Origin of the sequence: Clostridium sp. AWRP (genome assembly GCF_004006395.2) — a bacterium.
In the GTDB taxonomy this organism is placed as follows: Bacteria; Bacillota; Clostridia; order Clostridiales; family Clostridiaceae; genus Clostridium_B.
Genome location: NZ_CP029758.2, coordinates 3,573,425 through 3,587,847, shown reverse-complemented (window position 1 = coordinate 3,587,847; position 14,423 = coordinate 3,573,425). Strand labels below are relative to the sequence as shown.

The following is a 14,423-nucleotide window of genomic DNA, read 5'->3' as shown; positions in this document are numbered from 1 at the left end:
CTTGCTATTTTGAAAATCTAAAGGTACTTAGATAAACTTGTACCTCAAACACATCTAGGTACCTAAGGTTTTCTAAAATACCAAGCTAAGACTTATTTATAAAAGTTTTTAAATGTAATTTCAATTCTGTTAGTATATTTTATGTATAAGGTAAAATTTCAATTAGAATATTTCATATAATATTATTCCTAAAAATGAACGTATATGTAGAAAAACTCTATGATATTTAAAGATTTAGCCTATTTTTCCAATGAGAATACTGCATAAAAGTATCACAAGTACCAAAGAAGTAATTTTTACATATAGGTAGTCCCCTTCTTTAAAAAATACTAGTATGGATACTGCTACTCTGAGTACAGGTATTGCCATTAAAATCAAAAGACCGAGCAGCATGATTGCATAAGGCTTAAAATATTTACAACCTTTTAATATGTCAATAGGTTTAGTTGGATAATAATTTCCAGCGTAGCCACTGTGACCAGATATTAAAAACATTAAAAGACCTGCTAATATTACAATTGAACTTAATATGACACCTACTCTTAAAAATGTACTTATTATAAGTTCTATTTCTTCTGCACTTTTTTCGTTCTTTTCAATAGTACTATTCTGCTGTTGCATTAGTTATCTACCCCCAAATCCCTTTAAAACCATTTCTACAGATATATAAATAAGAAAAGGTACGAATATCTTTCTTATGGTTTTGCTTTTCATATTTTGCATAATTCGAGTGCCTATAGTTGCCCCTGCTAGTACACCTAGAGCAACGGGAGCAGAAATTTTAGGATCTATGCTGCCTCTTAAAAGGTAAACACCTGCACTGGCAGCAGCAGTAACGCCCATCATAAAATTGCTGGTGGCACTGGACACTTTTAAAGGCAATTTCATAAATAAGTCCATAGCCATGACCTTAAAACTACCACTTCCAATTCCAAGAAGTCCGGAGATGATACCAGCACCATACATTACTCCAAATCCACTGGGTACATTAGCTACGTTGTAGCATACGGTTTCGCCTACAATTTTGTCATAGTACTCACCATTTAGTTTAAGTTTTTTTGCAAGAGGATGAGTTTGTACACCCTGAGGCAGTTCACTTTTGCCTTTTTTGGCCATAGCTAGTGCGGAATATAGAAGAAGTAATCCAAATAGAAAGTAAAGATACTTTGGATTTATGATTCCTCCAAGAAAGGCACCGGTTACAGCACCTATAGTTGTGGCTATTTCAAGAAACATACCAACTCTTAAATTTGTTATTTTATCCTTTATATAAGCTACAGCGGCTCCACTTGAAGTAGCAATAACAGATATTAAGCTGGCACCTATAGCATATTTTATATCTATTCCAAATAAAAGAGTAAGTGCTGGAGTAATTACTGTTCCACCTCCAAGGCCCAGTATAGATCCTGCTATGCCTGCAATAACGGATACACTGAGAATTTCTAATGTTAATATTGACAAAATGCCATTCCTCCTATGTTGAATAAATTTTTGTTTTCAAGTATTATTATAGCAGGGAAAATTATATATTTAAAATACATAATTAGTATTCAAAGTATATAGAAATTATATAATAGGAGTGATATCTTTTTATGGATATTAAGCAGCTGAAGTATTTTCTGACTATTGCTAAAGAAGGTAAAATAACTAGTGCAGCTAAAAAGTTAAATATGGCGCAGCCACCTTTAAGTTATCACTTAAAGCTTTTAGAAGAAGAATTAGGTGTTAAGCTTATGGACAGGGGAAGTCATAAGATACATTTAACAAGTGCAGGAGAGATACTTGCAAATAGAGCTGAACAAATACTTAAATTAGTAAGTTTTACTGCAAAGGAATTAAAGGATTTTAAAGAAGGAGCAAAGGGAACGCTTTCCATTGGAACGGTATCTTCTTCAGGTGCTACATTGCTACCAGAAAGAATAAAGATTTTTCATAAAGAATATCCAGAGGTAAATTTTAACGTATGGGAAGGAAATACCTTTAGAATATTAGAAATATTAAACAGTGGATTGATAGAAGTTGGTATTGTAAGAACCCCTTTTAATACGGAAGGACTTGAAATAACTGCGCTGCCTAAAGAGCCTATGACTGTTGTATTTAACAAGGTGTGTGATTTGTTTGAAGATAGAGAAAGTGTTAAATTAAAGGACTTGAAAGGTAGACCTTTAATTATATACAGAAGATTTGAAAAGTTGATATTTGAGTGCTGCAATAAAGAAGGTTTTGTACCTAATATAATTTGTAACACTGAAGATGCAAGAACAGCACTTGTATGGGCAGAATCAGGCATTGGAATGGCCATTGTCCCAAAAACATCTATTGATGTGGTTAAAAATGTAGATTTGAAAAGAAAAAAGATAGATGAAGTTGATTTGGAAACTAGTATAGCTGCTATATGTGTGAAGAATAGATATATGTCATCAGTAGCTAGAAATTTTTTGCGTATTTTTTCTATGAAAAAATAGAATATTTTAGGAGACGATTTTAATGAATGAAAAAAATTTTAACTTTAATGTTAAGATACTGTTTTTTGTTGCTGTCTTAATTACCGCTTATTTTTACATAGACAAATTTGAAATAATTGCACTCGTACCTTTGGCATTATGTGTATACGATGGATTTTGTATATTTTTTAAATTTAAAAATAGGGATGGGCTTAGAATAGTTTTCTTTATGGCTACTGTTTTAACAATTATATTTGTACTTCATGTTTTAGTGGTATATGGAGTGTCCAATCCAATCCCTATAATTATTGCTTTTATAGTTACTAATTTGTTTTTTATATATAATTTAATTATCTACAAGTATTTTAAATACAATCTATTAAGTCTTGTAATTATAATTTTAGGTTGGATTATATGTGATTGTTTTCCTATACTTATGGTATTTATATTGTCAGCAGGACTTTTAAACAAATAGGAAATAGAACAATTAAACTTTAGGATAGAACACCTAAAGTTTAATTTGTTTATTTAAGCTTTGTTTTTAATTATTTCCTTTAAGGTGTCAATTAAAATATCTACTTCACTATAAGTATTGTATAAACCAAAGCTCAATCGGACTAGACCAGGATGAGAAATATCATTGTAATTGTGTTTTAAATAGGTTATATCTTTACGAGAAAGCTTAAGAAGTCTTTGTACGTAGGGTTGAGCACAAAAGCATCCACTTCTGACTGAAATACCAGATAAATCTGAAAGAAGTCTTGCTGTAATACCGTGATAAAGTCCTTTTATGTTAAAAGGAAGTATTGCAACTTTATCGCAATTTGGATTTGGGTCACAGTATAAAGTGATGTTTGGAAGACTAATGATTTTGTTTAAAGCGTAGTTATATATTTCCATTTCACTTTTGTCTATATTGTTTATTCCCAATTTGTTTAACATTTCAATAGAAGCAGTTAGGGCAACTACACCAAGTACGTTTGGAGTACCAGCTTCATTTTTTTCAGGTGGATCATTCCATATTACGCTGTTATCTGTAACTAATTTTATAGCACCTCCTCCGCTATATTCAGGTGATACACTACAGAAAGTCTTCTTGGGGCCTATCAATACGCCTATGCCAAAGGGTGCATACATTTTGTGTGCTGAGAAGGCTAAATAGTCAATAGATTCGTCTTTATAATACTGCTTCATGTATATAGGATAATGAGGTACAAGTTGTGCACCATCTACTAGAATTTCTGATCCATAATTGTGGGCAATTTTTGCAATTTTATATATAGGGTTTTTGTATCCTGTTACATTAGAAGCACCAGTTACACATACCAACTTAACTCTGCCATCATGCTTTTTTAATTTGCGTCTTAAATCTGAAAGAATTAGTTTACCGGTTTCATCTACCTCCAAATAATCTACTTTAAATTTGTTCCTCCAGGGTAAATCATTAGAATGATGTTCCATTCTAGTAGCTAATATAACAGCATCTTTATATAGATAATTAAAAATATAAGATAATTTATTAATAGCTTCAGTAGTGTTTTTTACATAGATTACTGTATTTTTTTCGGAATCGCAGTGAACAAAGTTACATATAAGTTGTCGAGATGTTTCATAGATTTCAGAGGATAATTTAGATTTAAAACCGGTTCCTCGATGAATAGAAGAATAATAGGGTAAAAAACTAACTACCTTTTCCATAACATAATTAAAAGGAGGTGTAGTAGCTGCATTATCAAAATTTATAGCAGTTACTAGCTTTCCATTTTTTAAAGGTATTTTTGTATCTACACCGGTTATTAATTCTCTATAATTATGATTTGTTTTATCATAGGACATATTAAAATCACTCCTATAAGGTACTTATATATAATATGTAATATGATTTTAAATGTACCAAATAGCTGAAAAGTTTATGAATAAAGCAAATATAGGAATAAGCATAGGCCATATTTATTTGCTGTTTTCCCAAGTGTCTTTATATTCCTGTAAAATGTTATGGAGCACATTTCCTATTTTAGAATAGGCACTGTCATTTAAATTTGCAAGTGAAATTCTCACAGACCATTTAGAGGCATAGAATCCAGAGCCTCCTAATAATACAATAGAAGATTTTTCGGCTAATTTAAAGAGTATATCTATTGGTTCGTAGCTCATGTCTAAATAATCCCCAAAGGCTTTTCCGTAATGAACATTTGCCCATTTTAATAGGTCAAATTCTGCATAGTAGTTTGCATCATAAGGATCTTCTGGCATATTTATTTTAAGGCTTTTAAATAGTAGCTTTTTTCGCCTTTTACATATTCTCTTTATCAGGTTTTTGTATTCATTTTTAGTATCCAACAGGGAGAATATTGCAAAAAAGGTCATTTGGACCTGCTGGGGCGTTGACAAACCTGCAGTATGGTGAAGTGCTACCTGACGGCTGTCTGCTGCAATTCTATCTATAAAATTAATTTCCATTGGATCGGTTGAAATGGATTCATAACGTTTTTTTATAGTACTTTTTTTATCTTCTGGCAGCTCTTTTAAAAGCTTATCAAATACATTATTTTCATGGATCGCTATAGTTCCAAGTCTCCAGCCTGTTACACCAAAATACTTTGAAAATGAATAAACTCCTATGCAATTGTAGGGGAGAGCTGATACTATGGAATTAAAGCTGTCTGGAAAAGTACCATATACGTCATCTGATATAATCATTAAATTTGGATTAGAATCTTTAATAGTGTCTATAAGATACTTAATGGATTCAGGTTCCATGGCTTCTGAAGGTGGATTGCTTGGATTTACTAAAAATAAAGCTTTGATAGTTATGTCACCTAGTTTTTTTAGTTCTGATTTTGGATACTGCCATGGACTACTTCCTTTTTCGGAATTTTCAGAGGCCATTATCTTAACTAAATTAAAATTATATCTTGGAATAATTGGAATTTCTAAATAGGGAGTAAAGATAGGAGTCATAATTGCTACTTTATCGCCTTTTTCAAGAAGTTCATTGGCAATTAATGAATCAAATATATAGCATATGGCAGCAGTAGCACCTTCTACGGCAAATAATTTTAACTTAGAATTGAACTCCTGTAAATTATATATTTCCTTACTTAAATACTGGGTTACTATCTTTTCTACATGGGTTAATATTCTGTTTGGGTCTGGGTAGTTATCACCTATAATTCCATCTGTTAGTTCATAAATCCAATCTTCTGCATTGAATCCTTGAGAATTTATACCGTAGTCTATGAATTTTTTTAATATATCTATGCCTGGACAAGTTTTGTGAGTTTCAATATAGTTATAAAAGCGTATATGTATATTTTGTTTTTCAGGCATTCCGCCTAAGTTCTTTTCATTCCATATTCGCCGTGATTCTTCTAATGCAAATTGTCCAAAAGCAAAAAAGGCTTCTCGGGGAGAAGTGGCTATCCAGTTAGGATTCCCTCTTCCTGCATCTAAAAGAGTATGTGCACTTTTTACCTTCTGATCTTTAGCAAGATTAATTAGTTTGTTTTTTAATTCAAAAGGACTTATTTTACCATAAATGCGCTCTAGTTCTAGTAGTTGAATATTTTTATCCGCATACATTTTATGTATTTCCTCCAAAAATTTTATATATTATAAAATTTATCCGATGGCTACCGGCCGTAATACCCTCCATCTTTTTATAAAGTGGGGGATAACGGCTGCTACGCCCCTGGATAACGATTTCTAAGTTTCAGATGGAGAAAAAAATTCCACCTGAAACCAAGAACTCTGTTTATATTCTGCAAATACAAACAAAAATATGCACATGAGAAGTATCAGCCTAGTGCAATTTTTTTAGTTTAATTATATACTAGTTTTTGAATGACCATAATATAATAAAAGCTGTCAGGCATTTCAAAGAAATAACTAGTCAGTATGCTAGCCTATTTTTTATCATACTGCGTCGGTAGAACCCTTAGATAGGATTCACTATCTGTGGAACCTGCCTCCTTGTCTGATAAACAAAGTTCTTGGCATCAGATGAAGTTTTAAACTTCATCCGATGCTTAGAAATTGTTATCCAGGGACATAGCCACTCTTTGCTCACACTTGGAAAAGTGTAAGTATTAGAGTGGGTAGTCATCGGATAAAAAATATTCGTCGCATCTTTGATTTGTTATTTTCTTTCAAATGCCTTATATTTTAGGACTAAAATGAAAGGATGTGCTTAATATGAGAGAATATAGTGTTTTTGATATTCTAGGACCTATAATGATAGGACCCTCCAGTTCTCATACTGCTGGGGCAGCAAGGCTGGGTAAAATTGCAAAGACTATAGCAGGCGGCAAAATTTTAAAGGTACAATTTCTGCTTCATGGATCTTTTGCTAAAACTTATAAAGGACATGGTACAGACAAGGCTTTGGTTGCTGGAATACTGGGAATGGATCCCTGGGATGAAAACCTAAAAAAATCTATTATTTTGGCAGGGGAAGAGGGAATTAGAATTGAATTTAAAGAAATAGATTTAGGAGACGTTCATCCTAATACAGTTAAATTTATTATAGAAAAGGATAATGGGGAAACTTGTGAAATGGTAGGCTCATCTATAGGTGGAGGAAATGTGGTAATAAGTGAAGTGGATGGAGACAAAATAGAGTTTACGGGAAATTATCCTACTATATTGATAAATCATATGGATGTGCCAGGTATGGTTGCAAAGGTATCTGATATACTTTATAAACATAAAATAAACATAGCTTTTATGAGAGTGTATAGAAAAAGCACTAGAGGTTCTGGAGCAACTATGGTGTTTGAAGTGGACGATTTAATTTCCGAGGACGTTGTAAATGAAATAAATGAAATTTCAAATATAAAAAAGATAAGAGCTATAAATCCTATAACAGAGGAGGAATGATAGATGGCTAATACAGGATATGAACTTATAAAAATATGTAGAGAAAAAAGTATGAAAATATGGGAATATACGGTTGAGGAAGAAATTAAAAGGGGAGATTCCAGCAGAAAAGAAATTTTAGCAAAGATGAGAAAAAATCTTAAAGTAATGCAAAATGCTGCAGAATATGGTCTGCAAAATAAAGTAAAATCTATAAGCGGACTTATAGGTGGGGATGCTTACATATTAAATAATTATTGTAGGGAAGGAAAAAGTTTAACTGGAGATTTTATGATAAAAGCCATGGCAAGGGCACTTTCATGTTCGGAAGTTAATGCTGCTATGGGAAAGATAGTGGCTGCACCTACAGCAGGTTCTTGTGGAATAATACCTGCGGCAATAATAAGTGCAGGAGAAAAGCTAAATAAGAGTGAGGATGAATTGATTCAAGCACTCTTTGCAGCAACTGGAATTGGAATGATAATAGCTAAAAATGCCACTATGTCAGGAGCTGAAGGCGGCTGCCAGGCAGAGTGTGGTTCTGCAGCTGCTATGGCAGCAGGAGGAGTAGTTGAGATGATGGGTGGTACTCCAGAGCAAGCTTTAAATGCCAGTGCTATAGTGATAAAAAATGTATTAGGATTAGTTTGTGATCCTGTGGCAGGTCTTGTAGAAGTACCTTGTGCCAAGCGAAATGTTTCAGGAACTGTAAGTGCACTAACTACAGCAGATATGGTTATGGCAGGTGTATACAGTAGAATACCTTTTGATGATACTGTTTCGGCAATGTATAGGGTTGGAAAACAACTTCCCTGTGCACTTAGGGAGACAGCACTTGGAGGACTTGCAATTACAGAAACTGGCCTTAAATTAAAAAAGCAGGTACTTGGAAAATAAAAGAAAGGGGTATGCAAATATTTGTATATCCCTTTCTTTCAAAGGTATAAAAAACCACCTTTATTCAGAGGTGGTAAAACATTCTATTCATTTATGTTAAGATGTTTTATTCTAATATTGTAAGCTATAAATTATAGTTTTACAACGTTAGCAGCTTGAAGACCTTTTGGTCCTTCTTCAACATCAAATTGAACTTTTTGACCTTCTTCAAGATTTTTTCTTGGTTCATCACTTTGGATTGCAGTGAAGTGTACGAAAACATCATTTTCGCCAGGTACTTCGATAAATCCAAATCCTTTTTCTGAGTTAAACCATTTTACTGTTCCTATTTTCATTTATTATCCTCCTAAAGATAAAACACTTATAATTGATATAGCTTGATTTTGTATATCGGTGTTTATTATTACATTAGTATAACACAAAAATGTAAAATTAACAACAAATCTTAAAATTTCACATTAAATATTGATGTTACCTAATAAACATATTATACATTAATTTTACTCTATAATCAAAGTAATTTTTAAAATAATTTTGCTGCCATTAAAAACTTTTTTATTAGTATTATTATTTAACATTTAACATTTAACATTTTTAAGAGATCCTTTTAGAAATTAGGAGGTAAAAGGATCTCCTATGTGGGTTTATTTGAATTGAAAGAGCCATTTATATTGTCCATTATCATAGTTGTTGTATTTGAGATATTGCTTATTATATGTTTATAAGTATGGTTTAATTGAGTCAAAGAAGTTACCATTTGATTATTTTTTCTTTTCTTATAATACTCTATTTTACGCAGCACTTCCTTATTTTCTTCTCTAAATATCCAGGTTAGGGTTGTACCCGTTTCGTATTGTTTTTGACATTTAATTAGAGATGAATAAGACATCTTCATGGTGTTTTTTGTAGTGTTTTTAGTAAGTGATTTGATAAGCAAATTTGAAAAATTATCTAAGGTGTCTTTAAATGCATTGTCAAGCATATTCATGTACTTTTGAGTATCGCTTCCATAAGTGCCGGATAAAATTTCTTTTTTTATCTTTTTATATTCTGAAGTATATTTTGATAGTGAAGAAAGTTTAGCATTGTCTTTACTAGAGCTTTCAATGCGGTTAAAAAAGTTACAGAGTACAATTCCATCTTTGGATATATTTGAATCATCTTTGTCTTTAAAATTTGTAGTATTATTGTGCCTAGATGAAGTTTTATGCTCGCTGACATTACACTTGGTTTTACAGAAAATTGATTTGCTAATTGCAATTGAATCCACAATAACCCCTTCTTACATTTTTATCTATATATTACAAGTATCGAAATATAATTTAATTACTGAATAATTACTTTTAAATATTAAACTTATTGTGTATAATTCATTTTAGGTAGCTTTGTAGATAAGTGTTGATGGAAAGTCTATTCTAAAAAAGGAGTAATGAAAATGTTATTTATTGAGCACCAAAATACTAACCCATATATGAACCATGCAATTGAAGAATATGTAATGCAAACATTCAATAAGGATTGTTTTATCCTTTGGAGAAACAGACCTTGTGTTTTAATAGGCAAAAATCAAAATACCCTTTCAGAGATAAACATAGACTATGTAAAAGAACATAATTTATCAGTGGTAAGGAGGATGTCAGGGGGAGGAACTATATTCAATGACCTTGGAACTTTAAATTTTACTTTTATATCTGTAGGCGAAAACAATGCCTTTGCGGATTTTGGTAAGTTTACGTATCCCATAATAAGAGCATTGAAAAAGTTATCTGTAAACGCAGAGCTTTCTGGTAGAAATGATCTAGTTATAGAAGGTAAAAAAGTTTCAGGAAACGCTCAGTATAAACATGGAAATAAGATTTTACATCATGGAAGTATTCTATTTTCTGTTAATATGAAAAATTTGAATGAAGCTCTTTATGTAAATCCTATAAAATTTTCTGATAAAGCTGTTAAATCGGTAAAAAGCAGAGTTACGAATATATATGATTATATTAAAGGTGATATGACTATAATTGAATTCAAAGAATTTTTAATGAAATCAGTTATAAGTGAAGATGAAAATCCTAAAATATATACATTTTCAAAAGAGGAATGGAAAAAAATAAAAGAAATATGTTATCTTAAATATAAGACTTGGGAATGGAATTATGGACATCTTAAAAAGTTTAATTATTCCAACGAGAAAAAATCTTTAGGAGGAATTGTACAGGTCAATATATATGTAGAAAAAGGTATTATAGACAATATAAAATTTTTTGGAGATTTTTTCAGCAGCTGCGAGATTGGTGAATTGGAAAATAAGTTTCTAGGAATTAAGTATGAAAAAGAAGAGATTCTGAAAGCATTTGAAAACGTAGATATTGAAAAATATATGCATAATATAAGCAAAAAAGATATTATGGAGGTTATGTTTAAATAGTAGTATACTAATTTTGTGGAGATGTGTTAAAAAATTAGCATATTTTAAAGAAGAAACGAGGGATTATATTTTATGTATAAGAGAAAACCTGAGTGGTTAAAAATAAAAATAATAGGGGGACAAGTTTCTCAAGATGTAAAGGATATACTTAAAAGGTATTCATTGAATACTGTATGTGGTGAGGCAAATTGTCCTAATAGGATGGAATGTTTTAATAAAAGCAGGGCAACTTTTATGGTACTGGGAAAAAATTGTACTAGAAATTGTACTTTTTGTAATGTAACTAAAGGTAAACCTGAAAAGGTTGATGAAAAAGAACCTTTTAATGTGGCACAAGCAGTGGATAAGCTAAAACTGAAATATGCAGTAATAACATCTGTTACAAGAGATGATTTAGAAGATGGAGGAGCTTCTCATTTTGCTAGTGTTGTAGAGGAAATAAGAAAGCTTAATAAAAATATAACAGTAGAAGTTTTAATACCGGATTTTAAGGGAAATGAAACTGCACTTAAAAAGGTAGTGGATTCAAAACCTGATGTAATAAATCACAATGTAGAGACGACACCTGCTCTGTATAAAGAAGTAAGACCAATGGCAGTTTATAAGCGTTCACTGGAAGTTTTAAAAAGAGTTAAGATTATGGATAACTCAATTTTAACAAAATCAGGATTTATGTTGGGGCTTGGGGAAAAAGAAGAAGATATTATAGAAGTATTAAAGGATTTAAGAAAGGTGGATTGTGACATTGTTACAATAGGTCAGTACCTGCCACCTTCTGCAAAACATCATCCTGTTGTAGAGTATGTTCATCCTGATCAATTTAAAAAATATAAAGAAATAGCTTTAGAATTGGGTTTCAAATTTGTATCATCTTCCCCACTAGTGAGAAGCTCCTATCATGCAGATGAAATGCTTGAAGGCTAATCTGGTGTCAAGAACTCTATTTATATCATTTTGATATAAAATTAAAACATAATATCATTTTGAGATAAATTTTGTATCGTTTTGAGATTAATGGACTTAGAAAAATTTCTTAGCATAAAATTTTTAAATTAACTATCAAAGCTTGTCCTACTATTGGCGTCTATTGAAAAGGTTCTGCAAAAATTATTAAAAATATATAGAAAATTGGCATATATATTGCTATGTATATTAGAGGAATACAAATTTATATATTTTTTTAAAATTCTAGGAGGTCTTTATTATGCATATTCCAGATAATTATTTAAGTCCATCAACTTGTGCTGTTATGGCAGTGGTAATGCTGCCAGTTTGGGCAAAGGCCGTAAAAAAGGTAAAAAGTGAAATAAGCCCAAAAAAAATGCCTATGCTTGGTGTTTGCGGAGCATTTTCTTTTCTTATAATGATGTTTAATGTACCTATACCGGGAGGAACAACAGCTCATGCAGTAGGGGGAACTTTGATAGCAATTTTGCTTGGACCTTATGCGGCGACTATTGCAGTTACTATAGCACTACTTATACAGGCACTTTTCTTCGGAGATGGAGGAATACTTGCCTTTGGAGCTAATACCTTTAATATGGCGTTTATAATGCCTTTTGTAGGATATACTTTGTACAGCATTATAAAAGGTAAACTGAAGAGTCCTAAAGGAGAATATATTGCAGCTTTTGTAGGAGCATATGTGGGAATTGTGGCAGCATCTTTTATGGCATCTGTTGAATTTGGTATACAGCCTTTATTATTTACAGATGCAGCTGGAAAGGCACTTTATTGTCCTTATACCTTACAAGTAACTGTACCAGCTATGGTAGGAACCCATCTTTTAGTAGGAATACTTGAAGGAGCTATAACTGCAGCAGTATATGCTTATGTTAAAAAAATGTCTCCAGATGTATTATATGAAGATAAAGGTGGAAGTAAAAAACCACTTTATGGACTTTTGGCAGTTCTTGTAGTTTTATGTCCACTAGGACTTTTAGCTGCTGGAGATGCATTTGGCGAATGGGATTCAGATGGTATTAAATCTCTTGTAGGTTACATACCTAAAGGATTTCAAAATGGAATACACTATAATGCCATTGCAGCGGATTATTCCATAAAAGGAATGAATGATATTGTAGGTTACATTATTTCAGCAGTGGCAGGAATAGCACTTATAATGATTGTATTTAAAGTAATATCTTCTTTAAGAAAAAATGCGTCAGATGTAGATAATAGAAATGTTAAAGTAAATAAATAAATGGAAAAACCCCTTTTTACACATAAAAGTTAAAAAGGGGTTTTACTTTATTTTTCGAAAACTATATTTTTTAAAGCATTTATTAATGCATCTATATCTTGCTTTTCATTAAAATATCCAATACCTATTCTCATAGCACCAATTTCATAAGTCCCCATTATCCTGTGGGCTGTTGGAGCACAATGAAATCCAACTCTTATCATTATGTCATATTCCTTATCCAGCTTAAAAGCAATATCTTCACCAGACATATTCTCTATATTAAATGAAATGACACCTACTATTTTTTCCGCATCTTTTGGGCCATATATATGAATTCCTGGAACTTCCTCTAATCTCTTGAGGGCATACTCAATTATTTTATTTTCTGTATCTCTTATCTTTTGTACTCCTAGATCATATATGTACTTAATTCCTTCTCCTAAACCAACTATTCCAGCTACATTTAAGGTGCCTGCTTCTAATTTATTAGGATAATAATCAGGTTGGTATGGATTTTTGGAATCTTCACCAGTTCCTCCAGATTTTAATGGCCTTATACAATTAGTATCGCAATTTATTAAAAGTCCTCCTGTGCCAGTAGGTCCCAAAAGACTTTTATGACCTGTGAAGGCAAGAATATCTATGTTGTCTTTTTGTACATCAATAGGATAAGCTCCGGCTGTCTGTGCACTATCTACTAAAAATAGAATTTTATGTTTTCTAGCTATAGCGCCTATCTCCCTTATAGGTTGAATAGTTCCAAGCACGTTAGAAGCATGAGTGAATACAATTAGCTTAGTATTTTTCTTTATTAATTTTTCTATGTCACAGGCTTTTGATATTCCTTCATTTGTACAGGGAAGTGTAGATATTTCTATACCTATGTCCCGTTCAAGAGTTTTTAAAGGTCTCCATACAGAATTATGCTCCAAGCTACTTGTGATAACATGATCTCCTTGATTTAAAACTCCGTTTATTATTAGATTAAGTGAATCTGTTATGTTGTAAGTAAAGATTATGTTAGAAGGGTCTTTACCGTTAAATAACTTACATATACTATCTCTGCAGTTAAATACAAGTCTATCAGCTTCAATAGCTGATTTGTAAGCTCCTCTTCCTGCAGTAGCGCCTATGTTCTTCATAAAATTTGAAATTGCATCTACAACTGCAGGTGGTTTTGGATAAGATGTAGCAGCGTTGTCTAAATAAATTCCCAATACGATTATCTCCTTTCTTTAGGTTCCTAGATTTATAAAATATAATTAATTCAACATAATTATATTATAACTTTATTAATAAGAAGTTAAAGGGGGATTTGGGTGTAAATCTCCAATTACTTATTGAAGGTATCAAAATGTACAGTTGAAAAAATTAAACATATATTATATAATTTACATATAAAATTAAATAATCTAGGGGGGTCTATGTTATAGGCTGAGATAGAACTGTTAGTTCTGACCCTCATACCTGATCTGGATAATTCCAGCGTAGGGAAGAGCTTTATATAGTTTTAAAATACAACTTTATAAGGTTGCATTTTTTTATTTATATAAAGATGAATATGAGGGAGATTTAGAATCACCTCCTTTTTTATTTAACATAATTTTCAAAAAATATGTTA

Annotated in this window: 14 protein-coding genes and 1 riboswitch; of the genes, 7 read left to right on the top strand and 7 right to left on the bottom strand. The window is 31.6% G+C overall.

What is annotated here, in order from left to right; translation table 11 throughout:
* Positions 1-234: 234 nt before the first annotated feature.
* Both DMR38_RS16645 and DMR38_RS16640 read right to left on the bottom strand, forming a co-directional pair.
* On the bottom strand, positions 235-621 hold the full coding sequence (locus DMR38_RS16645) for a DUF1634 domain-containing protein (protein WP_175413044.1): 387 nt from the start codon (positions 619-621) through the stop codon (positions 235-237).
* A 3-nt stretch (positions 622-624) separates the two neighbouring features.
* Positions 625-1,461: a sulfite exporter TauE/SafE family protein gene (locus DMR38_RS16640; RefSeq protein WP_127722380.1), complete on the bottom strand. Its 837-nt coding sequence runs from the start codon at positions 1,459-1,461 to the stop codon at positions 625-627.
* A 131-nt stretch (positions 1,462-1,592) separates the two neighbouring features.
* Between DMR38_RS16640 and DMR38_RS16635 the strand changes: the two genes are divergently transcribed.
* Together DMR38_RS16635 and DMR38_RS16630 are read left to right on the top strand one after the other, a co-directional pair.
* Positions 1,593-2,465, top strand: a complete 873-nt coding sequence (locus DMR38_RS16635; protein WP_127722379.1) for a LysR family transcriptional regulator — start codon at positions 1,593-1,595, stop codon at positions 2,463-2,465.
* Positions 2,466-2,487: 22 nt separating this feature from the next.
* Positions 2,488-2,919, top strand: coding sequence for a hypothetical protein (locus DMR38_RS16630; RefSeq protein ID WP_127722378.1), 432 nt, complete (start codon positions 2,488-2,490; stop codon positions 2,917-2,919).
* 53 nt (positions 2,920-2,972) lie between these two features.
* On the opposite strand, the gene DMR38_RS16625 is transcribed toward DMR38_RS16630, so the two are convergent.
* Positions 2,973-4,280, bottom strand: coding sequence for an aminotransferase class V-fold PLP-dependent enzyme (locus DMR38_RS16625; RefSeq protein WP_127722377.1), 1,308 nt, complete (start codon positions 4,278-4,280; stop codon positions 2,973-2,975).
* Positions 4,281-4,394: 114 nt separating this feature from the next.
* Positions 4,395-6,026 (bottom strand): aspartate 4-decarboxylase, encoded by a 1,632-nt coding sequence (gene aspD / locus DMR38_RS16620; RefSeq protein WP_127722376.1) that lies wholly within the window; start codon positions 6,024-6,026, stop codon positions 4,395-4,397.
* Positions 6,027-6,638: 612 nt separating this feature from the next.
* On the opposite strand from aspD, the gene sdaAB reads away from it, so the two are divergent.
* Entirely contained in the window at positions 6,639-7,322 is a 684-nt protein-coding gene (sdaAB, locus tag DMR38_RS16610) for an L-serine ammonia-lyase, iron-sulfur-dependent subunit beta (RefSeq protein ID WP_127722375.1), read from the top strand.
* A gap of 3 nt (positions 7,323-7,325) precedes the next feature.
* Complete coding sequence (gene sdaAA / locus DMR38_RS16605; RefSeq protein WP_127722374.1) at positions 7,326-8,198, top strand: L-serine ammonia-lyase, iron-sulfur-dependent, subunit alpha; 873 nt, start codon at positions 7,326-7,328, stop codon at positions 8,196-8,198.
* A gap of 131 nt (positions 8,199-8,329) precedes the next feature.
* Here the strand turns inward: sdaAA and DMR38_RS16600 are convergent, their stop codons facing one another.
* Together DMR38_RS16600 and DMR38_RS16595 are read right to left on the bottom strand one after the other, a co-directional pair.
* Positions 8,330-8,533, bottom strand: a complete 204-nt coding sequence (locus tag DMR38_RS16600; RefSeq protein ID WP_013239953.1) for a cold-shock protein — start codon at positions 8,531-8,533, stop codon at positions 8,330-8,332.
* A gap of 299 nt (positions 8,534-8,832) precedes the next feature.
* Positions 8,833-9,468 (bottom strand): hypothetical protein, encoded by a 636-nt coding sequence (locus tag DMR38_RS16595; protein ID WP_127722373.1) that lies wholly within the window; start codon positions 9,466-9,468, stop codon positions 8,833-8,835.
* 165 nt (positions 9,469-9,633) lie between these two features.
* Between DMR38_RS16595 and DMR38_RS16590 the strand changes: the two genes are divergently transcribed.
* The 3 genes from DMR38_RS16590 to cbiM all read left to right on the top strand — a co-directional run bounded on the left by DMR38_RS16590 (position 9,634) and on the right by cbiM (position 12,820).
* Positions 9,634-10,617 carry a lipoate--protein ligase gene (locus DMR38_RS16590; RefSeq protein WP_127722372.1) on the top strand — a complete coding sequence of 328 codons (984 nt, stop codon included), beginning with the start codon at positions 9,634-9,636 and terminating at the stop codon, positions 10,615-10,617.
* Between the two features lie 72 nt (positions 10,618-10,689).
* On the top strand, positions 10,690-11,541 hold the full coding sequence (gene lipA, locus DMR38_RS16585) for a lipoyl synthase (protein ID WP_127722371.1): 852 nt from the start codon (positions 10,690-10,692) through the stop codon (positions 11,539-11,541).
* Positions 11,542-11,821: 280 nt separating this feature from the next.
* Positions 11,822-12,820 (top strand): cobalt transporter CbiM, encoded by a 999-nt coding sequence (cbiM, locus tag DMR38_RS16580; RefSeq protein ID WP_127722370.1) that lies wholly within the window; start codon positions 11,822-11,824, stop codon positions 12,818-12,820.
* 47 nt (positions 12,821-12,867) lie between these two features.
* Here cbiM and DMR38_RS16575 read toward each other — a convergent pair whose 3' ends face one another.
* A complete protein-coding gene (locus DMR38_RS16575) occupies positions 12,868-14,019 on the bottom strand; it encodes an aminotransferase class V-fold PLP-dependent enzyme (RefSeq protein WP_127722369.1) in 1,152 nt (383 codons plus the stop codon).
* Positions 14,020-14,206: 187 nt separating this feature from the next.
* Positions 14,207-14,313: riboswitch (TPP riboswitch) on the top strand.
* Positions 14,314-14,423: the final 110 nt, after the last annotated feature.

Coding starts and splice junctions, on each gene's coding strand:
- DMR38_RS16645 (WP_175413044.1), bottom strand. CDS start 621: ATGCAACAGCAGAATAGTACTATTGAAAAGAACGAAAAAAGTGCAGAA.
- DMR38_RS16635 (WP_127722379.1), top strand. CDS start 1,593: ATGGATATTAAGCAGCTGAAGTATTTTCTGACTATTGCTAAAGAAGGT.
- DMR38_RS16630 (WP_127722378.1), top strand. CDS start 2,488: ATGAATGAAAAAAATTTTAACTTTAATGTTAAGATACTGTTTTTTGTT.
- DMR38_RS16625 (WP_127722377.1), bottom strand. CDS start 4,280: ATGTCCTATGATAAAACAAATCATAATTATAGAGAATTAATAACCGGT.
- aspD (WP_127722376.1), bottom strand. CDS start 6,026: ATGTATGCGGATAAAAATATTCAACTACTAGAACTAGAGCGCATTTAT.
- sdaAB (WP_127722375.1), top strand. CDS start 6,639: ATGAGAGAATATAGTGTTTTTGATATTCTAGGACCTATAATGATAGGA.
- sdaAA (WP_127722374.1), top strand. CDS start 7,326: ATGGCTAATACAGGATATGAACTTATAAAAATATGTAGAGAAAAAAGT.
- DMR38_RS16600 (WP_013239953.1), bottom strand. CDS start 8,533: ATGAAAATAGGAACAGTAAAATGGTTTAACTCAGAAAAAGGATTTGGA.
- DMR38_RS16590 (WP_127722372.1), top strand. CDS start 9,634: ATGTTATTTATTGAGCACCAAAATACTAACCCATATATGAACCATGCA.
- lipA (WP_127722371.1), top strand. CDS start 10,690: ATGTATAAGAGAAAACCTGAGTGGTTAAAAATAAAAATAATAGGGGGA.
- cbiM (WP_127722370.1), top strand. CDS start 11,822: ATGCATATTCCAGATAATTATTTAAGTCCATCAACTTGTGCTGTTATG.